The sequence below is a fragment of the Sphingomonas daechungensis genome, assembly GCF_039543105.1.
Classification (GTDB): Bacteria; Pseudomonadota; Alphaproteobacteria; order Sphingomonadales; family Sphingomonadaceae; genus Sphingomicrobium; species Sphingomicrobium daechungense.
The window spans coordinates 158,400-178,476 of the sequence record NZ_BAABJC010000001.1; the positions used below are offsets into that span (position 1 = coordinate 158,400).

Consider the following 20,077-nt stretch of genomic DNA (forward strand, 5'->3'; position numbering starts at 1 on the left):
CCGGTACCCAGTACCCAGCAATCGCCGGCTGTGATCAGTCCGAACGCCACCCCTCCAGGGTCCTTGGTCGTCCAGCCTCCGTTTCCAACCACGAATTCACCGCCGGCCCCCGTCGTAGCAATTCGCGTGCCCCGCAATTGGGCCGAGGTGTTCTCGGCGATCCGCGGCGGCCGTTGGGCTGAGGCGCAAGCCGGGATCGTCGCCCTCCCTCAAGACACCCTGACGCCTGTCGCCAAGGCAGAGCTCTACACCGCCAAAGGCTCGCCCGTCGTATCGCTTGGCCAAATCCAGGCGCTTCTCGCCGAAGCTCCGGATTTGCCGCAGGCAGAGCAGCTATCGCGCCTCGCTTTGACGCGGGGGATGACGAACTATCCCTATTATGTCGCGAAGAAGCCGGTCACCTGGCTCGGCAATTCGCCCAGCCGAATGAAGGCGAAGGCCGTCGCTGGCGAGCCCGCCGCGGATCAGCTTCGGTCGCAGCTCGATCCGCTGATCAAGGCTGACGACGCGGTCAATGCCGAGTTGCTGCTAATCCAGGCCGCTCCGTCGCTCAGCTATGAAGCACGCGCCGAAGCGGGACAGCGGGTCGCATGGTCATATTACTCGATCAGCCGCGATACCGACGCGCGACGAGTGGCCGATACCTATCGGCAAGGCGCTACGGGCGATTGGGCAAGCCAATCGGCCTGGGTATCCGGCCTTGCATCGTGGCGGCTCAACGACTGCAACGCAGCCTCCTTCTCATTCAAAGAAGTGGGAAGCCGGGCGCAGCAGCGCGAGCTTTCCGCCGCGGGCTACTACTGGGCCGCACGTTCTGAGCAGATGTGCCGCAGGCCTGCAGCAGTTGCTCCATTGCTCCGGCTGGCATCCAACTCGCCTGAAAGCTTTTACGGCCTGCTCGCCCGCGAGACTTTAGGCGTCGATCGCCGCCTGCCGCCCGATATTCACAACGGCATCAGCCGTATCGCCAACCTGCCCAACGTCCGGCGCGCGGAAGAGCTGAGAAACATCGGCCAGCCCTGGCTCGCTGAGGAATTGATCGAGCACCAGGCCCAAATCGGCCGGGTCCAGGATCATCACGCGTTGATCGAGCTGGCCCGCAAGCTCGACCTTCCGTCGGCGCAATACTGGCTCGCTCACAATGGACAGTATGGCGCCGTTGTCGATGCGGTCGATCGCTATCCTGTCCCGCGCTGGATGCCGCGTAATGGCTGGCGCATCGACCCGGCCCTCGCACTCGCACACATGCGGCAGGAATCGAACTTCCGCACCGACGTGGTCAGCCCCGCCGGCGCCGTTGGCCTGATGCAGGTCCTGCCGACGACCGCCAATGCCATGGCCCGGCGCAACGGCTACGATGCCGGGAGCCTCTACGACCCGACCGCGAACATCGAATACGGCCAGAGCTTCATTGAAGCGATGCGGTCGTCTTCAGCCACCCAGGGCCAGCTTCCGAAGATTATCGCTGCCTATAACGCCGGACCGCTGCCCGTAGCGCGCTGGGCCTATATGGCTCCCGCCGACCCGCTGCTTTGGATTGAATCCATCCCCTACTGGGAGACCCGCTACTACGTTCCGGCAGTTCTTCGAAACCTGTGGGTTTACCAAGGGATAGCGGGCGCAGAGACGCCGACGCTCGACGCACTGGTCCAGCATCGCTGGCCGGCCTTTCCGACCGCCAAGACCAATCTGGCCGCCGCTTCTGAACTCCGGTCCGCCGGCGAACCCTGAGTCTTTGTTCTTGTTTCGTTCTGGCGTGCGGCGTAATTTCGCGACATGCCAATCGAGTCGATCAAGGGGCGCGGAGCGACGCGCAATCCAATCCCGACGCGCTTCAATCTCCAGAAGCGGCTGACGGAAGGAGAATGGCTGGATTCGGTTGAGGCGTTAGACGGCGTGCCGAAGCGACGGACGACGGTCACGATCGAACATCCCAAGTCTATCCTGAACCGCAACAAGTCGCCCGACATCGGTTTCGACCGATCGGTCAACGCCTATCGGGGCTGCGAGCACGGCTGCATCTACTGCTTCGCGAGGCCGACGCACGCCTTTCACGACCTCTCGCCTGGCGTAGATTTCGAATCCCGGCTGTTCGCCAAGCCCAATGCAGCGCAGCTTCTTCATGCGGCCTTGTCGCGGTCCGGATACGACTGCGCTCCAATCGCGATGGGGACGAACACCGACCCCTATCAGCCAATCGAGGAACGATGGCGAATCACCCGAGCGCTCATCGAGTTGCTGGTCGAGACGCGGCACCCCTTCTCCATCACTACCAAGTCCGACCGGGTGCTGCGGGACCTGGACCTGCTGAAGCCCGCGGGTGAGCTTGGGATCGTGTCCGTGGCGCTGTCCGTGACGTCACTCGACCCAAAGACGGCTCGGGCGCTGGAGCCGAGGGCCCCCGCTCCACACCGGCGCGTTGCCGCGATCAAGGCGCTCAACGATGCGGGCGTTCCTTGCCACATCGCCATCGCCCCGGTCGTGCCCCAGATCACCGACCACGAGATGGAAGCTCTAGTCGAGGCCGGAGCGAAGGCCGGAGCTCGCGGCGGCTTCTACCTCCCGGTCCGTCTCCCCCACGAGGTGGCACCCCTCTTCCGTGCTTGGCTCGACGAGCATTTTCCCGACCGTGCAGGGAAGGTCATGGCAACCATCCAGTCCCTTCGCGGAGGACGGGACAACGATCCCAATTTCTTCAGCCGAATGCAGGGTCAGGGTCCATGGGCCGATCTCCTGCGGACGCGCTTCGAGAAAGCCGCGAAGAAATACGGCCTGCCGCAGTCCAGGTTCGGGCTCCGGCGCGACCTTTTCCAACCACCGCAGGGCAATCAACTGAGGCTGCTTTGATGGATTTGGGCGCGCTTTTTATCGAACGCCGGGGTGACTTCGCCCGGCTCCCTGCCCTACGCAATGCCCATGCGTAATCCGTTCATTGCCGCGCTTCTGCTCGCGACTGCCGCTCCAGCTTTGTCTCAGGCTGTGCCTCCCCAAGTCTCCGGCCTCCGCGATGCCGCGTTGAAGGACGACTATGCCTGGGACATCGTTGAAGGTCTGACGACCGAGGTGGGCCAGCGAATGGCCGGCACGGAGGCCGAGGCAAGGGCTCGCGATTGGGCGGTCCGCAAGCTCACCGCAATGGGCTTTTCCAACGTCCGCATCGAGCCGTTCGACATGCCGGTCTGGACCCGTGGCCGGGAGGCGGCGGAAATCCTTGGACCCTTTCCGCAGAAGATGGTGGTGACAGCGCTCGGCAACAGCGCATCGACGCCGGGCGAAGGGATCACTGGGGAGGTGGTCGGCTTCAATTCCGAGGCGGAGTTCGAAGCGGCACCAGCCGAGACCGTTCGCGGTAAGATCGTCTTCGTGTCGCACGCCATGCCACGCACGCAGGACGGCTCGAGCTACGGCTATTTCGGCGCACCACGCCGGCAGGGCCCATCAGTCGCGAGCCGGAAAGGTGCGATCGCAATCATCGTTCGCTCGATCGGTACCGACTATCACCGCAACCCGCATGCCGGCGTCCAGCGGTTTGAAGACGGAGTGAAGCCCATTCCCGCCGGAGCGCTTAGCATCCCTGATGCCGAACAGCTTCAGCGCATCCTGAAGCGCGGCAAGCCGGTCACCATGCGGCTGACGCTTGTCTCGCAGGTCACTCAAGGCAAATCCGGAAACGTTATCGCCGAAGTCCCGGGGCGCGATTCCAAGGCCCCCATTCTCTTGGTTGGCGGCCATCTCGACAGCTGGGATCTCGGAACCGGGGCAATCGACGATGCGTCCGGCGTCGCAATCACCACGGCTGCCGCGAAGCGGATCATGGATGCTGGCAAGCCGTTGCGCACCATCCGCGTCGTCTGGTTCGGTGCGGAGGAGGTCGGCCTGTTCGGCGGCTTCGATTATCAGAAGAAGCACGGCAGCGAGCCGCACTATGCGATCGCCGAAAGCGATTTCGGCGCCGACCGCATCTGGAAGGTGGACAGCAAGCTCGGCAAGGACCGTGAAGCGGAGGGCAAGGCGCTTCAGCTGGCCTTGTCTCCGCTGGGCATCGTCCCGGGCTCACTCGACAAGGCGGATGGCTCCGACATCGAGCCCTTGCTCAATGCAGGGATGCCGGGTGTCGGCCTCAGCCAGGACGGCACGCATTACTTCGATCTTCATCACACGCCTGATGACACGCTGGACAAGATTGATCCCGAGGCGCTCCGCCAGAATGTCGCGGCTTACACTGCGATGCTGGCAACGCTCTCCGGCGGAATTGAGCCGGAGCCGAAACGGGGCAAACGGCGTTGAGACCCTGAAAGGGAGGATCCCATGCGAATTCTGTTTGCAATACCGCTTCTTCTGCTCGGCGCCTGCCAGGTCAGCAAGGATGACAACTCGACCACCGTTTCGTTCAACCAGGATGTGGCCGAGAACACCGCGGCGGACATCGGCAACACGGCCGAAAACATCGGCGGGATGATCGCCAATGACGTCGACCAAGCCGCTGACAAAGTCCAGAACAAGGTCGGGAACGTCGATGTCGACGTCAATGTCAGCCGCGATAACGACGGCCACGACGGCAATCATCAATAGCGAGGTTGTCCCTGCGCGACCCTTCGTCTAGCAGGCCCGCCGTCGGGGAGTAGCGCAGCCTGGTAGCGCATCTGCTTTGGGAGCAGAGGGTCGCAGGTTCGAATCCTGTCTCCCCGACCACTTCAACGCTTGCGGCGACGCTCCTCAGTCCTCGACCAAGGGGCAGGCGATGCCTGTAACGCCCGCAGAGAAAGCGAAGACGGACCCCGCGAGCGGTTGCTGGTCCAGTTGCTCGGGCTTGAGCAGATGCGTTGCCGTCGTCGCGAAAGCCGTCCGAAGATCGGCTCCCCCAAACGCGATCTTGGTAATGTTCGCGACCGGGAATCGAACTCGCTCAAGCAATTCGCCGGCGGGCGAATAGCGCCGCGTTTCCCACCCCGCGAACAGGCTGATCCATATGCAGCCTTCACTGTCGACAGTCGGGCCGTCCGGGTGGCCCTCGGAAGGGTCGATCCGGACGACCAGCTGCGATGGGCCCAGCTGCCCATCTCCCCAGATCTCGCAGGCCGAAATGGTGCCGCCCAGCGTATCGACCCAGTAAAGCATCTTGCCGTCAGGAGAGATCGCGGGTCCGTTGGTGATCGAGATGTTGGCCACGTTCGTCCGCATCAACTTGCCGCGGTAGTAGCAGTAGAAGGCACCAGTCTTCGATCGCTCGGTATCGTCCATCGTCCCGAACCATAGGCGCCCAACCGGGTCGACCACACCATCGTTCAACCGATTGTCCGGCATGTCCGGTTCGACCGCAACCAGAAGGCTGAACGTGCCCTTCTTCGGATCGAAGTGGTGCAGGCCGCCTTGCAAGCCGGCGATGAAGCCTCCGCCCTTCGCAGGAAGAACGAAACCCACCTGGGCAGGCGCTTCCCAGCTTTGCTGATCGCCACTTTCCGGATCGACGCGGTGGACTTGCCGCTTCTTGATGTCGACAAACCAGAGAGCCTGGTCTCGCTCGACCCAGACGGGACCTTCTCCCAGCGCGGCCCCTATTTCCCAAACCAGATGCGCTTGGCGGCTCATCGACGGCTCCCCTGCATCCCCTCCGGACTATTCTGCCGGAAAGCGTCCAAACAGATCGTTACACTCCCGTCGCGGCAAACGTGTGCCCGTCGGGATCGAGGTCGCGCAAATCCCGACCGCGCGTCTCCTTGCCGAACACGGCCACCAGGATCAGCGCCAGGATCGTGGGAACGATAATGATCAGCGAGACGACGTCCAGAGGCGGCACCAGCGCCAGGATGGCCAGGAACTGGGCAATCATCCCGCCCGCCTTGGTGCAAGCGGCCACGGTCCCGGTCGTCCGACCGCGGATTCTCAAAGGGAAGCTCTCCGCCGCGTACGGAAGCAGCATCGCCACCAGTCCGTTCGTTCCGACGATGAGCAAGGCGACGGGAAATACCGGGCTTCCCTGCCCCGTGAATTCGAGCCACAAAACGCCGGCTAGTCCGAGCAATGTCACTCCGATCGAGCCGACAACGGACCACTTCGTGCTCCAGCGGCTGTAGAAATAGGCGACCAGGAACACGGTCGGAAAGGCGATAAGCGCCGATTCAGCAAGCAGTCTGCTGGTGAGCTCCATGCTGTAGCCGCGTGCGACAAGGTCGGCCGGGAGCCAGAGCAGCAATCCGAAGTTGACCAGGCCGTAGCAAACTGCCGCGAGGCTGAGCGCGAACAGCTTCCCGAAGAAGGCACGGCCGGTGAGCGCGACGGACGATCCCTTGGCCAGGGCAACCGTCTCGGCCGCGCGGGTCGAGCGGGCTTCTGACCCGAAGCGCGCCATGACTTGCCGCGCTTCTTCCCGGCGCCCGCGCGCGAGCAGGAACTTCGCCGACTCGGGAATGAAGGCGCCAAGGAGTACGAGAGAAAGGCCGGTTGGCAGGTTCAGCAGCCACAGGATTCGCCAGCCGAAGTAAGGCTGGAGAAGCGCCGAGAACCCGCTCGCCGCGAAATATCCGCCAACGGCACCAAGGCCACCCACCAGCACCAGGCTCCATCCGCGATGCTTGCTCGGCATCATCTCGGCCAGCAGTGCGTAGGTCACCGGCAGCATTCCGCCTGCGGCCGCGCCCATCAGAAAACACATACCGATGTTCCAGTAGAGCGATGGCATCGCTCCGCAGATCGACGTGCCGACAAACATCACGGCCGACAGCAGGATGGAGGCCTTGCGGCCGTAGATGTCGGCGATGACGCCCCACACGACCGAGCCGACGACCGTACCGCTCAACGCGAAGAACGGAACCAGCGACGCCGTCGCTTTGGGAACGTCATATTCCTTGACCATGCCGGGGATAGTGAAGCCGAGGCTGGCCGGCTTCATGATGTCGATGATCAGAGCGATCACCAGAACGCCCATCAGCATCCAGTGCGCCCTCGACAGCGGCGCATCCTCGGGCGGAGAGACGACGATGTCCTGCGACGCCGACAGGATGCCTGATACATTCTTCGGAAGCAGGCCGTAAGCGGCGACGGCAATGCCCGCCACGATCAGGAACATGCCGAAGATCATGTCGCTGCCCATCGGCATGCCCACGAGCATGAAGTGCATGTTCCGGCCCATCCAGAACATCGGGGCATGAAGCAGGACGCCAGCGGTGACGGCGATTACGCCTATGATGAAGGCAATCAGACCTCGGCGGTCGGAAAGCGTGCTGGTGCTCAACATCAGCGCTCGGATTCGATCACACCATGGTTGCTTGCGAACGCCTCGGCTGCACCGAACAAGCCCGGTTGCGGGTGGACGATAACCTTGACCGGCATTTCGTCCATCATCCGCTCGAATCTGCCCTTCGCAATGAAGCGGTCACGAAAACCGGAACGCGGCAAAAAATCAACCAGTCGCAAGCCCAGCCCGCCGGCGAGCACGACTGCATGTGCTCCCTGCGCCAGCGCATAATCTCCGGCCGCGGCTCCGAAGGCCAGGCACAGGCGGTCCAGCGCAGCTGCGGCGAGCGTGTCGGTGCCCGCAAGGGCTGCGGTCCACAGGTCCTTCTCGTCGCGCAGCGTGTACGGTCTCTTCTCGATCGTGCCGAGCGCTTCGTAGATGTTGAGAAGGCCGCGGCCCGAAACCAGCCGCTCGACCGACACCCGGCGATAATTCGCACGAAGGTGATCGAGGATCTTGTCCTCGAGCGGATCGAGAGGCGCGAAGTCGATGTGGCCGCCTTCGGTCGCAATGACGTCATAGCCGTCCGCACGTTTGAGGAGGCTGGCCACGCCGAGCCCCGTGCCGGGGCCGACGATTGAGATCACGCCGGTCGTGGGCAGATCGGCCTCTGGCCCGCAAATGTGCCGGTAAGCCGACCCATCCAGACCGGCGACCGCATAGGCAATCGCCGCGAAGTCATTGACGATGACGAAGCGCTCGACGCCGAGCCGCTCGTGCATCAACGCTGGCCGAATCACCCAGGGATTGTTGGTCAGCTTCAAGACTTCGCCGCCGACCGGGCCGGCGAAGGCGATGGAGAGCTCGTTCGGAAGTGGCTGGTCGATCCGGCGACCGAATTCCTGCCATGCGTGCTGGAAACTTGCGAACTCGCTGGTCTTCACGGTGACCGGCTCACCGAGATGAACCACGCGGCCGTCATCGATTGACGCCAGCGCGAAGCGCGCGTGCGTCCCTCCGACATCGGCTGCCGCAATTGTCTTCATCTACAGTGACTCCCCGTTCCGAACGGGTGCCCTAGTAGTAAGCGATCGACAAAGCTGCCAGAGCCGTTCGATCAAGCCGCATCACGGCGATCGTGGTCGGCATCGAACTTCGCCTGCGCCAGGTGGATCGCCTCCACATTCTCGGTCGCCCAGGTAGCCAGCCCGCAAATGGGCTTCTGCAGCGATCGGCCGAGCTCGGTCAGCTCGTAATCCACGCGCGGAGGAATCGTCGGAGTGACCGTGCGATTGACCAATCCATCGCGCTCCAGGTTGCGAAGCGTCAGCGTCAGCATGCGCTGCGACACGCTGGGGATTTCGCGCCGAAGCTCGTTGAACCGCTTCGACCCGTCCCCAAGCGTCTGCACGACAAGCACGGTCCACTTGTCGCCAATGCGCGAAAGCAAGGTGCTGATGGTCCGGCAAACTGGATTCGAAGGGTCTTTCATCGGTCGGTCACCTCCATGTTCCCGGCTCACAAATTTGTTCGTCCAAAACAAAAAAGTGCGTTCTTGCGGGCGATTCTGCTGTAGTTATTTAGGGTGCCTCGGTAACAAATCCATACTTAGGAGGCAATAGTGACCATCCTGCATCTCGACGCCAGCATCAACGGCGAAAACAGTGCCAGCCGCGCGATCAGCCGTTCGATCGTCGAGCAGTTGAAGGCCGGACAGTGGGGAGCGAACGTGATCTATCGCGACCTGGCCTCCGACCCACTCCCGCACCTCACGCTCGATGCGTTCGCAAACACCGAGGTTCTCGACGAATTCCTGGCTGCCGACACGATCGTCATCGGCGCCCCGATGTATAACTTCACGCTGCCGACCCAGCTCAAGGCTTGGATCGACAGGATCATCGTCGCCGGGAAGACTTTCCAGTACACGGCCAGCGGACCTGAGGGCCTCGCCAAGGGCAAGCGCGTCATCATCGCCCTCGCCCGCGGCGGTTTCTATCATGAAAGCTCGCCGGCTTCGTCGCTCGAGCATCTCGAGACCTATCTGCGCGGCGTGTTCAATTTCATTGGCATCGAGCCCGAGTTCGTCGCAGCCGATGGCCTCGCGATCAGCCCCGAGCAGCGGGAAAGCTCGCTGAGCCAGGCCAAGGGAGAAACCCTCCGCCTCGCAGCCTGATTAGGAACGCGGGCGACCTAGTCCGCTCGCAGTTCGAGCCTCGGTCGCAAGTCCCCGCGGCCGGGGCTCGATGCTTGATCAAAGATGTGGTGGGCCCGGAGGGATTCGAACCCCCAACCTAGCCGTTATGAGCGGCCGGCTCTACCGTTGAGCTACAGGCCCTCACCGGTTGCGATGCGTTAGCGCTCGGCGCGCGTCCGGCGCAAGCTAGCCTCGGCGGCGCGGCAGAACGAGGGCGAGCTTTTCTCCGGTTACGCGAAGGTCGCCGCCCGCCGTCTGTGCGATCCCCCGAGCGAGTTTCAGCGAAAAGCCCGCAGCAAGCACGTCCGCGCCATCCTCAAGCCGGCCGAACAATTGCGCTTCGCTGAGTCCGCGAAGAGCTTGCGGGCGATTCATCGTCACCAGGCATTGGCCGACGTCGCAGTCGAGCGCGATCGTCAGCTTCTCCTTGGGCTCGACCACGTCGATCAGCGCGAAGCAGAACCGGCGCATCAGCCGCTCCAGTACGTTCTGGTCGAAGGTGGCGATCGCGGGGATACGGGAGAGATGGACCTCGGTGAGGCCATGGCGCTCGGACGCCCGAGTCTTCAATTCCTCCGATAGGCGGGTCAGGAGGGCATTGAGATCGGTCGAGCCTTCAAGAGCGGTGGCGGATCGAAGCTTCGCCGCAATATCGAGATCCTCGATCGCCGAGAGCAGCAACCTCGCCTGGGCCACGATTTCTGCGGCGCGTTCGCGATAGGGCTCCTCGGCCGGACCGAGATACTGGCCATCGATAATTTCCGCGAAGCCAATGATCGCGTTGAGCGGCGTGCGTAGTTCGTGGATCAGCTCGCGGAGGGCGTCCTCGTCGAGCGGCTCCTCGGCGGCAGAAACAACCTCTTCCGCAATGCGGTCCATCGACCGCACTCCGACTCCCCGGTAGCCCGCGAAACGGCCATCGGTCGGTTCGAACGCCGGCACCCCACTCAGCTTCCATTCCCCGGCGGCGGGCCCCTCGCCCGAAACGGTCATGATCGCATCGCGGAACGGCGCCCGGACCGAGAACGCCCGCTGAATGCGCTGGTCGACCCCGTTGTGCTCCTGCGGGCTCGCAAGCGAACGCCCGACCAGGGGTCCCCTTGGCACACCTTCGACCCAGCCGATTTCCCCGGACGGGCCACACTCCCATCGAAAGAGCGGCGGCGAGCCCTCGACTGGAGCGACCGGTGGCAAGGCTGCCCTCATCGCCGGATACGACTGGGCGCGATTGACCTGCCGTTCCTCGCGAAGATGCTCGATCCGGGCCAGGACCTCGCTGATCGACGGGATTGGCGGCATCTGCGCTTGCGGGACAGTCGGTGCGGGATCTGGCTCCGGCCGTGGTACCGGCTCTTGTTCGACGTCATGTTCGTGAACGGGTTCAGGCACGGCCTCGTCCGTGGAAACCGCCAGCGTCTCGGGCTCGAGGTCGACCGGGGGAGCCACGGGAGAAGGCGGCGGCGGCGCCGGCTGTGCTGCGCCCCAAGCAGGAAGCGCCGGATAAAGCGATCGGATGAACTGCCGGCTGTCGGGGCTAGCCGTCGCCAGCACATCCTTCCACTGAAATGGCTGCAGTCCGGCGGACGCAAGAACCGGTGCGGACACGGCCACAGTGTCGCTCGCGAAGAAAATGACCAGTGCAACGGGAAGCTGCGGCCGGGCTACGGCACGCGCGGCGGCGGCACGGAGCGGTTGCTCAATGCTCGGCGCATCGGACAGGATGACCTCAAGCGCCCGCTGGGCGAGAGGGGTCGAAAGGTCGGTAGAGCGCGCCAGAAGCTCGACCAGTTGGCGCCAGCGGACGGCGCGGTCGTGCGCATTGGACGCGGGCTGCGCCAGCACCGTATTCAGGCGATCATCGAACCGCACTAATTTCCGCTTCCTTCACGACCGGTGGGCCCACCGTTCACGGGCGCGCGTTCGTACGGAAGGGGCAGATGCTTAACCATCCCGATTTGGGACAGGGCAAACGTCAGAATTCCAAGGGATTAAGGGCGCCAGTTTCCCGGCGCCCCTCCCATCCTCTTACGCCAGTGTCCCGACGTAGGTGAGCCAGTACTTGGCGATTTCAGCCCGAGGTCCGGTCACGGCATTCAATGCCGCGGTCGCCCCAGCTTTGTCGCCGGCACGGGCCAGGGCCATGCCAAGATGCAGGTTGATGAGCCCGGCGTCGGCTCCAGGCTTCTTCAACGCTGCCCGATAGATCTCGACCGCCTTGGCATACTGGCCGTAGCCGTAGAGCAAGTCCGCGTTTCCAACGGCAACCTTTGCCGTCGCAGCGTTCAGGCCCTTCGCCGCTGCCGCATCGAGGCCGGAGGCCTCGCCTGCCGACTTCGTCTTCGCCTCGGCGATCTCTTCCTTGAACGGCGACTTGCCGAGGTCGACGACCTTGGCGGCAACGCCTTCCTCAAGAACGGCCTTGGCCTCGCCTGGATAGCCCTTCATCAGCGCAAGATAGGCGTAGCGATCGTAGTCGCTTTCATCCTTCATCGCATTGACCGCGCGAAGCAGCCGATAGAGGTCCAGCGTACCGGCTTCGTCGACCGTATTCAGGTTCCGGTAGATGCCGACGGAATCACGCCAGTTGCCCGGTGCCGGGTAGGCCGCGACCCACTGCCTGCTCAGCTCCGACGAAACCGGCAGCTTGGCCTTGTACGCGAGCGAAAGGGCCTGCCTGTACAGAGCCTCGGGTGCCTTTCCGCCGTTGGCACTTTGCTGCGCAATGCTCTGGCGCAATGCTGCCACCGCTTCGGCGGGGTTTCCACCCGCGGAGCGCGATTGGGCCAGGAGCGCCCCGACTTCTCCATTCGCCGGATCGAGCTGCTGAGCTTTCTCATACGCTGCAATGGCTTGCGGATACTGTTTGAGATTGTATCTCGCCTTTCCGAGGTTCAGGTAAAAGTTCGCCAACTGTGGCTGGTCGAGCCTTCCCGAAGCGATCAGCGCATCGAGGGCGGTCGCGATCTCGGCGTAATTCTTGCTCGCAACGCCAGCCTTCAGCTGCGCCTGCGAAGTCAGGTACCGCTCATCGGGCGACTGAGCCGCCGCCTGCGCCGCGGCAACCTTCGCCGGAATATTTGCCGTATCGTTGGAATCAACGGCCGTCACCAGCTCCTGGTAGGCCTTGGCGAACGCCGCTGAGATCTTGACCTTCTTGTCGCCGATCTGGACGGTCGCGGTGCCGCCCTTGGCCGGCTGCTTCTGCTCGTTTTCCTTGTCGCCGGCGGTGCGCGGCATCTGCTGGGGCGCGCTGGAGCCGTAGCCTTCACGCTGGGCGTAAGCCGATGTTGAAAGTGCCGTCGAAGCGGCGAGTACGGCACCAAGCGCCAGAGTAGTCGATTTCACTATTGCTCTCCCGTGCGCCGTCCTTGCGGCGCGTTGCTGCGCCGGGGCCAATAAACCCAGGCGAATGGAACGCCAAGACCGCTGTACGAGGCCAACTGAATTCTCGTTGAACCGGCCGCCGGGCGCGCCGCTGCTAACTTCGGATAAGGTCTTTCCCGTCCGGAAATGGACTAATCGAATATTGGGTCTCGCCACCTCCCTTGGCTTCGACACCTCAGGAACTGGCGGGACCCACCTCGGAAGCGGCTCGGTCACCCTCCAGAGACCGGGCCGTTTCTATTTTCTGTCCACAGGATCTGCGCTCAAAGCCTCGCGCGCGTACGCGCGCGCTCTGGCGCGCGGGTGGAAATCGGGCTAGGCCTTCCTATCTGGGGGGCACCGCCGTGCAAAGCGGCGGATTCCCCTGCGTATCCGCATCAGCAGACCTACAGGATCATCAGACTTGGCCACCGAACCGCCGGCAGAACTGACCGGCCCGACAGACCCTAGCGATATCGCTCCCATCTCAATCGTCGATGAGATGAAGACCAGCTACCTCGATTACGCGATGAGCGTGATCGTGAGCCGGGCGCTGCCCGACGTGCGCGACGGCCTGAAGCCGGTCCATCGTCGCATTCTCTACGCCTGCCAGGAAGCAGGCTATGTCGCCGGGCGACCCTATCGCAAATCGAGCCGCATCGTCGGTGACGTCATGGGTAAGTATCACCCGCACGGCGACAGCGCGATTTACGACGCATTGGCCCGGATGGTGCAGCCGTGGTCGCTTCGCGTTCCGCTGGTCGACGGCCAGGGCAACTTCGGATCGATGGACCCGGATCCTCCGGCGGCGATGCGCTACACCGAAGCGCGGCTGGCCAAGGTCGCCAACTTCCTGCTCGCGGATATCGACAAGGACACAGTCGACTTCACGCCGAACTATGACGCATCGGAGCGCGAACCGCAGGTCCTCCCCGCCCGTTTCCCCAACCTGCTGGTCAATGGCGCCGGCGGCATTGCGGTCGGCATGGCCACGAACATCCCGCCGCACAACTTGGGCGAGGTTCTGGCGGCATGCCGTGCCTATATGGACGATCCGACCGTCAGCTCCGAAGGTCTGATGGAGCATGTGAAGGGTCCGGATTTCCCCACCGGCGCTTTCATCCTCGGCCAGTCCGGCATCCGAAGCGCTTACACGACGGGCCGCGGCTCGATCATGATGCGCTCGCGCTACGAGGTCGAAGAAGGCCGTGGCGATCGGCGCTCGATTGTCCTGACGGAGATCCCCTACCAGGTCGGCAAGTCCGGCCTCGTCGAGAAGATTGCCGAAGCCGCCAAGGACAAGCGCATCGAAGGTGTCTCCGACATCCGCGATGAATCCAACCGCGAAGGCGTCCGGATCGTCATCGACCTGAAGCGCGATGCTACTCCCGACGTCGTCCTCAATCAGCTGTGGCGGCACACGCCGGCCCAGTCGTCGTTCCCGGCCAACATGCTGGCGATTCGCGGCGGACGCCCGGAAACGCTCACGCTCCGCGACATCATCGAAAGCTTCGTAAAGTATCGCGAAGAGGTCATTACCCGCCGTTCGAAGTACGAGCTGCTGAAGGCGCGCGAGCGGGCGCACATCTTGCTCGGCCTGGTCGTCGCGGTCACCAATCTCGACGAGGTCGTCAAGTTGATCCGGGGGTCGGCAAGCCCCGCCGAAGCCCGCGAGAAGCTGCTCGATCGGAAGTGGCCCGGGGCGGAGATCCGTCCCTACATTGCCTTGGTCGAGGCCGTCGAGCCGCAAGGCAAGTCGGACACCTACCAGCTCTCCGAAGCGCAGGTAAAAGCGATCCTCGAGCTTCGCCTGCACCGTCTCACGGCACTCGGCCGCGACGAGATCGGCAAGGAACTCAAGGAGCTGGCGGACTCGATCGGCGAACTGCTGGAAATCCTCGGCAACCGCGTCCGACTCTACGAGGTGATGCGCGAGGAGTTCGACGAGGTCGAGCGCGAGTTTGCAACGCCGCGCATGAGCGAGCTCGCCCCCGCTGCCGAAGGCATCGAGGACGAAGACCTGATCGAGGTCGAGGACATGGTCGTGACCGTGACCATGACCGGCTACATCAAGCGCACTCCACTGGCTCTGTTCCGTGAGCAGAAGCGCGGGGGCAAGGGCCGCGCCGGCATGCAGACCAAGGACGAGGATGCGGTCACCACGCTCTTCGTCACTTCGACTCACAATCCGGTGCTGTTCTTCTCGAACCTCGGCCGCGTCTACCGCATGAAGGTCTGGCGCCTGCCCGAAGGCGGGCCGAACACCAAGGGCCGGCCTATGATCAACCTCCTGCCGCTGGCGGAGGGTGAGACGATCTCGACCGTTCTTCCGCTGCCGCAGGACGAGAATGAGTGGGGCGACCTGCACATCATGTTCGCGACCGCGCACGGCACCGTTCGCCGCAACAGCATGGCCGCGTTCACGAATATCCCGACAGCCGGCAAGATCGCGATGCGCTTCGGAACCTCGGCCGTCGAAGGCGCCGATAGCGGCGACGACGGCGACGAGCAGCAGGCGGATCCGAGCGATCGCCTGATCGCCGTCGAGTTGTTGAGCGAAGATGACGACGTCCTCCTCGCCACGCGCAACGGCAAGGCGATCCGCTTCAAGTCGACCGACGTTCGCGAATTCCAGTCCCGGACCTCGACCGGCGTTCGAGGTGTCCGCTTGCTTGGCGGCGACGAGGTGATCTCGATGTCGATCCTCCGCCGTGCCGGCACCACGCAGGAGGAACGCGACGCCTATCTCAAGTCGCCGACCTGGCGCGGTGGATGCTGCCCCGAGGGTCTTTCGGAAGAGCGTTGGGCGGAAATTGCCGACAAGGAGCAATTCCTGCTGACCGTGACCGAGAACGGCTACGGCAAGCGGACGTCGACCTATGAATATCGCCGCACGAACCGCGGTGGCCAGGGGATCATCAACATTATCACCAGTGAGCGGAACGGTCCCGTCGTCGCGAGCTTCCCCGTCAAGCCGGGCGAGCAGCTGATGCTCATCACTGATCAGGCCAAGGTCATTCGTACGACCGTCGGCGACATTCGCATCACCGGGCGCAACACGCAGGGTGTCACGATCTTCAAGGTCGCTGAAAACGAGCATGTCGTCGGCGTCGCCAAGATCGACGAGAGCGAAGAGGATGAGATCGAACTTGACGGCGGTGACGAAAAGGCGCCGGAGGAAGGCGCCGTGATCGGGGAAAGCGAGCTCGAACGGCCCGCCGATCCCGAGCCCGGTGCGGAGTAGCGCCTAGGCGTTCAGACTTGCGGTGAGCCGTGGGAACGGCTTTTGGGCGCTTCGCGTTCGCTTTGGACAGTCCAAAGGAGAACCTGAATGGCCCTTCCCCACAATGCGCTCGTCCTTGTTGCCGATGGCACGAAAGTTCTGTTCTTTCGCAATCACGGAGACCAGAACCAAATCGACCTTCGGACCGAAGCGCATGACCGGCGTGAGGATCGCAAGGATCGGGACATCAAGACAGACGGCCCCGGCACAGCTGCCGTGCGGATGTCCTCCGGGGGCGCCGACACGTTCCGTCCTGCAATGGGCGAGACCGACTTTCACCAGCAGGAAGAGGACCGCTGGATCAAGGACGCCGCGGAGGAGCTGAAGAAGCGCGCGCTTCGCAATGACTTCGACACGCTCGCCATCATCGCTCCACCGAAGGCGCTCGGCGTCCTGAAGAAGTGCCTTCACAAGGAAGTCGAAAAGCGCGTGGTCATGACCATCAACAAGGAAATGACCGACCGCCCGATTCCCGACATCGAAGAGCTCCTGGTCGGTGAGGCCGCCCCGCCTGCTTAGGATGGGGTGTATTACCATTATATAGCACCTCGTCCCATCCGCTTGCCCCGCCGTTCGCCGATCTGTCGGCCTCTTCCCTCTGCGCGTCGAATTGGCATGGTTCTTGAAGAGACCTCCCCGCAGCGCACCGCTGCCCAAAAAGGGAGATCAGAATGACCATGATGACGACGATCGTCGCAGTTGCGTTGGGCCTCACTCCGATTGGCCACGACGGAACCGTCAAGCCGATCAGCAATGACCAGGCGCGCCAGATCGGCCGTTTTACGGAGACGACGGACGACACCGGCACAACCCACCTGGTCGGCATCAATCGCGACACGGGCGAGCAATTCCATCTGACCGTCAACCCTTACGGCCGGGTCGAAGGCTCGGTCGGCAATTGGGCGGTGACGTTCCAGGTATCCAGCGCAGCTTGACGCGCACCGGTGTTCGTCAGGCGTAGAGGTGCACCACCTCAGCGCCTGGCGTGACCGCCTCCAGCAACAAGCTTCGATGACATCCCGCCGGGTCGCGCTCGTAGCAGAGCACCGCGCTCGGTTCCTCCTGCGCCAGCCCAGCCATTTGCGCGCCCTGGGCAATTGCCTCGGGCAGTTCAAGCTGACCCGCATAGATCCGCTCCAGCTCCATCTGTTTGCCGGCCCGGGCCGCCGCCCGGCCATCCGCCGGCGTTCCCAGAGCACGCAGGTGAACATAGTCGATCCCCGCGTCCGCCAATGCATTTCGAAGCGGCGTCTTGGAAAAGCCTGGCCGCCGCGAATTGGGCACTGCCCTGACGTCGATCACTCGCTTGACACCGGCCTGCGTCAGCGCCTCCAGGAATTCCCCGACCGTCGCGCCTTCGTATCCGATCGTGAAGATTTTCATCTCACTCTTTCCCGTCCGTAGTCGGAGGCGCCATCTCGTAGACCCGAACGTAATCGACCTCGAAACGTTGCGGCAAAGCCTCGTCGTCCAGCCCTTTCGCCCCGGCCCAATCGCCCCCCATCGCCAGGTTGAGGATCAAGTAGAAGGGCGTGTCGAACGGCCAGGCTCCCCGTACGCCGGGCTGGTCGTTCCTGACCCGCATGTAGGCACGGTCATCGACGCCGATCGTAATCGCATCCGGCGTCCAGCTAAGCTGGTAGCGATGAAATGCACTGCAGGCGGTCGGAAGTGCCTTCTGTGCGCCGCGTCCAGTGCCCTTCGTGTGATTGAACAGGCCGGTGTGCAGGTTCGCGTGGACCACGTTCGGCTGTGACCCGACATGTTCGAGGATGTCGATCTCGCCCCCGTCGGGCCAGGGCGCTGATCCCTGCGGCATCATCCAGAACGCCGGCCAACTTCCGCGCGTGCACGGCAGCTTCGCCGACGCCTCGAAGAAGCCGAACTTGAAGGCCGCCTTTCCGCGGGTGACGATCTTGGCCGAGCTGTACTTCTGCTTGCCCCAGTCCGGGCGCTTCCGGATCAGCTGCGGGTCCTTGCGAAGCTCGATGACGAGGCGACCGTTCTCAAGCCGGAGATTCTCCGGACGGTCGGCCGCGTAATATTGCAGCTCCTTGTTGTACCAACCCTCCTTGTTGCGGGAGGTGTCGAAGCTCCATTTGGCCTTGTCGAGCCGCGCTCCATTGAACTCGTCCGACCACAGCACGGCCGGGAGGTGAGCGGGCATGACCTCGTCGACAGCATAATTGTTTGCCGAGAGCGTGGCATCTTGGGCCGCAGCGGCCAAAAGCAATGTGGCAAGCATCATCGACTGGATAGCGCCTCGGATGAGGACTAACAGCCCGCATGCCTTTCGATATTCACATCATCGGCGGTGGCCTCGCCGGTTCCGAAGCGGCGTGGCAGCTTGCCGAAGCCGGGTTGAAGGTCCGCCTATCCGAAATGCGGGGCGGCGGCGACACGACACCTGCGCATGAGACCGATCGCTTCGCCGAGATGGTCTGTTCCAACAGCTTCCGGTCGGACGATGCCGAGAACAACGCCGTCGGCTTGCTTCACCAGGAGATGCGCACACTCGGTTCGCTGATCATGCGCTCTGCCGATCAGCACCGCGTTCCCGCGGGATCCGCGCTGGCAGTGGATCGCGACGCATTTGCTCTCGAAGTCACCCGGGCAATTGCCGGTCATCCCAATATCATCGTGGTCCGGGAACGAGTCGACGCGCTACCTGGTCACCCCACGATCCTCGCTACCGGGCCGCTCACCGGGTCGAAGCTCGCCGAAGCCATCGCGGCGGAGACTGGACAAGGGGCCCTCGCCTTTTTCGACGCCATCGCCCCGATCATTCATCGCGACAGCGTCGACATGGACATCTGCTGGATGGCCGCGCGCTGGGACAAGGGCGGGAAGGATTACATCAACTGCCCGCTCGACAAGGAGCAGTATGAGGCCTTCGTCCAGGCGCTCCGCGATGGTGAGAAAACCGAGTTCAAGGATTGGGAAAAGGACACCCCCTACTTCGAAGGCTGCATGCCGATCGAAGTCATGGCCGAGCGTGGCGTCGAGACTCTTCGCTTCGGCCCGATGAAGGGCGTCGGGCTCGACAATCCTCGCACCGGGCGCTGGCCCTATGCTGTCGTTCAGCTGCGGCAGGACAATGCGCTTGGCACCTTGTGGAACATGGTCGGCTTTCAAACCAAGCTGAAGCATGGTGAGCAGGTCCGCATTTTCCGTACCATTCCGGGCTTGGAGAACGCGGAGTTTGCCCGCCTCGGCGGCATCCACCGCAACAGCTTCATCAACTCCCCTCGCCTGCTCGACGAGCAGCTTCGCCTGAATTCGAAGCCAAACATCCGCTTCGCCGGGCAAATCACCGGTTGCGAAGGCTATGTGGAAAGTGCGGCTGTCGGCCTGATCGCCGCCCGGTTCGCGACTGCCGAGCTACGCGGCGAGACACTGCCACCGCTTCCGACCGAGACCGCGATTGGGGCATTGCTGAATCACATCACCGGCGGCGCTGACGAAGAGAGCTTCCAGCCGATGAACGTCAATTTCGGCCTGATGCCGCCGCTCCCGGAACGCTTCCGCAAGGCCGACCGCAAGAAGGCCTATACCGACCGGGCACGCGAGAGGTTTGCGGCCTGGCAGGCCGGGCAGCGTGCCGTCGAGCCGGTCTAGTTCTGGAAGCTGATCGTCGAGATCAACTCGGTCATGCGCAGCAGGCGCATGTGGATCACGTCCGAGACCGTATCGGGAAGACAATCGACGATCGCTTCCCTCGCTTCGAACAGGCTGGGCGCGACCTGGATCAATTCCATTTGCCAGTCGGGGAAGCTGCGGCTCACGACCTTGCGCTGATCACGGATCTCAAATCCGGAATGGCGCGGATCCTGGCGGAGTCGATCGATCAGGCCCTGGATCGCGCGTTCCGGCCCTTCGACGACCTGCAGGAAATGCGTTCCATTGAAGACCAGCAGTCCGGTGATATCGGCAGCGCGATTCTGCGCGCGCGACAACTCCTGGATGGTTTCAAGTTCGGCTTGGGGAAGATTGGCACGGGCGAGACTTGTGTACGTTACGGACGTCAACTGCATGCCTGGGCGATAGGTGCATTTCAGGCCGC

At 63.3% G+C, this 20,077-nt stretch carries 18 protein-coding genes and 2 tRNA genes; 10 read left to right on the forward strand and 10 right to left on the reverse strand.

The features are described 5' to 3' along the window. Nucleotides 1–126 precede the first annotated feature (126 nt). From ABD928_RS00805 to ABD928_RS00825, 5 genes are all read left to right on the forward strand, one after another. On the forward strand, nucleotides 127–1,731 hold the full coding sequence (locus ABD928_RS00805; protein WP_345165173.1) for a lytic transglycosylase domain-containing protein: 1,605 nt from the start codon (nucleotides 127–129) through the stop codon (nucleotides 1,729–1,731). Between the two features lie 45 nt (nucleotides 1,732–1,776). Beyond that, the gene (locus tag ABD928_RS00810; RefSeq protein WP_187714070.1) at nucleotides 1,777–2,847 is read left to right on the forward strand and encodes a PA0069 family radical SAM protein; all 1,071 of its coding nucleotides are present in this window, start codon (nucleotides 1,777–1,779) and stop codon (nucleotides 2,845–2,847) included. Between the two features lie 69 nt (nucleotides 2,848–2,916). Continuing rightward, complete coding sequence (locus ABD928_RS00815; protein ID WP_345165176.1) at nucleotides 2,917–4,287, forward strand: M28 family peptidase; 1,371 nt, start codon at nucleotides 2,917–2,919, stop codon at nucleotides 4,285–4,287. A 21-nt stretch (nucleotides 4,288–4,308) separates the two neighbouring features. After that, entirely contained in the window at nucleotides 4,309–4,572 is a 264-nt protein-coding gene (locus tag ABD928_RS00820; protein ID WP_187714071.1) for a hypothetical protein, read from the forward strand. Between the two features lie 43 nt (nucleotides 4,573–4,615). Then, nucleotides 4,616–4,692, forward strand: a tRNA-Pro gene (locus ABD928_RS00825). 24 nt (nucleotides 4,693–4,716) lie between these two features. On the opposite strand, the gene ABD928_RS00830 is transcribed toward ABD928_RS00825, so the two are convergent. From ABD928_RS00830 to ABD928_RS00845, 4 genes are all read right to left on the reverse strand, one after another. Then, complete coding sequence (locus ABD928_RS00830; RefSeq protein WP_345165179.1) at nucleotides 4,717–5,589, reverse strand: SMP-30/gluconolactonase/LRE family protein; 873 nt, start codon at nucleotides 5,587–5,589, stop codon at nucleotides 4,717–4,719. A gap of 58 nt (nucleotides 5,590–5,647) precedes the next feature. After that, entirely contained in the window at nucleotides 5,648–7,234 is a 1,587-nt protein-coding gene (locus ABD928_RS00835) for an MFS transporter (RefSeq protein WP_187714073.1), read from the reverse strand. Further along, nucleotides 7,234–8,220 (reverse strand): glucokinase, encoded by a 987-nt coding sequence (gene glk / locus ABD928_RS00840; RefSeq protein WP_187714074.1) that lies wholly within the window; start codon nucleotides 8,218–8,220, stop codon nucleotides 7,234–7,236. The genes ABD928_RS00835 and glk overlap by 1 nt, the downstream gene beginning before the upstream one ends. A 71-nt stretch (nucleotides 8,221–8,291) precedes the next feature. Next, on the reverse strand, nucleotides 8,292–8,666 hold the full coding sequence (locus ABD928_RS00845) for a winged helix-turn-helix transcriptional regulator (protein WP_187714075.1): 375 nt from the start codon (nucleotides 8,664–8,666) through the stop codon (nucleotides 8,292–8,294). A gap of 129 nt (nucleotides 8,667–8,795) precedes the next feature. Here ABD928_RS00845 and ABD928_RS00850 point away from each other — a divergent pair, with 129 nt between their 5' ends. Beyond that, the gene (locus ABD928_RS00850) at nucleotides 8,796–9,347 is read left to right on the forward strand and encodes an FMN-dependent NADH-azoreductase (RefSeq protein ID WP_187714076.1); all 552 of its coding nucleotides are present in this window, start codon (nucleotides 8,796–8,798) and stop codon (nucleotides 9,345–9,347) included. Between the two features lie 87 nt (nucleotides 9,348–9,434). Here ABD928_RS00850 and ABD928_RS00855 read toward each other — a convergent pair. The 3 genes from ABD928_RS00855 to ABD928_RS00865 form a co-directional block, all read right to left on the reverse strand. After that, nucleotides 9,435–9,509 (reverse strand) — tRNA-Ile (locus ABD928_RS00855). Between the two features lie 45 nt (nucleotides 9,510–9,554). Beyond that, nucleotides 9,555–11,237, reverse strand: coding sequence for a histidine kinase dimerization/phospho-acceptor domain-containing protein (locus ABD928_RS00860; RefSeq protein ID WP_345165183.1), 1,683 nt, complete (start codon nucleotides 11,235–11,237; stop codon nucleotides 9,555–9,557). Between the two features lie 156 nt (nucleotides 11,238–11,393). Beyond that, nucleotides 11,394–12,713 (reverse strand): tetratricopeptide repeat protein, encoded by a 1,320-nt coding sequence (locus ABD928_RS00865; RefSeq protein ID WP_187714079.1) that lies wholly within the window; start codon nucleotides 12,711–12,713, stop codon nucleotides 11,394–11,396. A 520-nt stretch (nucleotides 12,714–13,233) separates the two neighbouring features. On the opposite strand from ABD928_RS00865, the gene gyrA reads away from it, so the two are divergent. The 3 genes from gyrA to ABD928_RS00880 all read left to right on the forward strand — a co-directional run bounded on the left by gyrA (nucleotide 13,234) and on the right by ABD928_RS00880 (nucleotide 16,949). Then, nucleotides 13,234–15,975 (forward strand): DNA gyrase subunit A, encoded by a 2,742-nt coding sequence (gene gyrA / locus ABD928_RS00870; protein ID WP_425569731.1) that lies wholly within the window; start codon nucleotides 13,234–13,236, stop codon nucleotides 15,973–15,975. An 87-nt stretch (nucleotides 15,976–16,062) separates the two neighbouring features. Continuing rightward, nucleotides 16,063–16,533, forward strand: a complete 471-nt coding sequence (locus ABD928_RS00875; RefSeq protein ID WP_187714080.1) for a host attachment family protein — start codon at nucleotides 16,063–16,065, stop codon at nucleotides 16,531–16,533. Between the two features lie 152 nt (nucleotides 16,534–16,685). Beyond that, on the forward strand, nucleotides 16,686–16,949 hold the full coding sequence (locus ABD928_RS00880; RefSeq protein ID WP_187714081.1) for a hypothetical protein: 264 nt from the start codon (nucleotides 16,686–16,688) through the stop codon (nucleotides 16,947–16,949). 16 nt (nucleotides 16,950–16,965) lie between these two features. On the opposite strand, the gene ABD928_RS00885 is transcribed toward ABD928_RS00880, so the two are convergent. Then, nucleotides 16,966–17,397 carry a DUF488 domain-containing protein gene (locus tag ABD928_RS00885; RefSeq protein ID WP_187714082.1) on the reverse strand — a complete coding sequence of 144 codons (432 nt, stop codon included), beginning with the start codon at nucleotides 17,395–17,397 and terminating at the stop codon, nucleotides 16,966–16,968. Nucleotide 17,398: 1 nt separating this feature from the next. Continuing rightward, nucleotides 17,399–18,262 carry a glycoside hydrolase family 16 protein gene (locus ABD928_RS00890; RefSeq protein WP_345165193.1) on the reverse strand — a complete coding sequence of 288 codons (864 nt, stop codon included), beginning with the start codon at nucleotides 18,260–18,262 and terminating at the stop codon, nucleotides 17,399–17,401. A gap of 38 nt (nucleotides 18,263–18,300) precedes the next feature. On the opposite strand from ABD928_RS00890, the gene trmFO reads away from it, so the two are divergent. After that, nucleotides 18,301–19,632, forward strand: a complete 1,332-nt coding sequence (trmFO, locus tag ABD928_RS00895) for a methylenetetrahydrofolate--tRNA-(uracil(54)-C(5))-methyltransferase (FADH(2)-oxidizing) TrmFO (RefSeq protein ID WP_345165196.1) — start codon at nucleotides 18,301–18,303, stop codon at nucleotides 19,630–19,632. On the opposite strand, the gene ABD928_RS00900 is transcribed toward trmFO, so the two are convergent. Beyond that, entirely contained in the window at nucleotides 19,629–20,048 is a 420-nt protein-coding gene (locus tag ABD928_RS00900; RefSeq protein WP_187714083.1) for a BLUF domain-containing protein, read from the reverse strand. The two genes, trmFO and ABD928_RS00900, sit on opposite strands and share 4 nt — an antisense overlap. Between the last annotated feature and the right edge of the window lie 29 nt (nucleotides 20,049–20,077).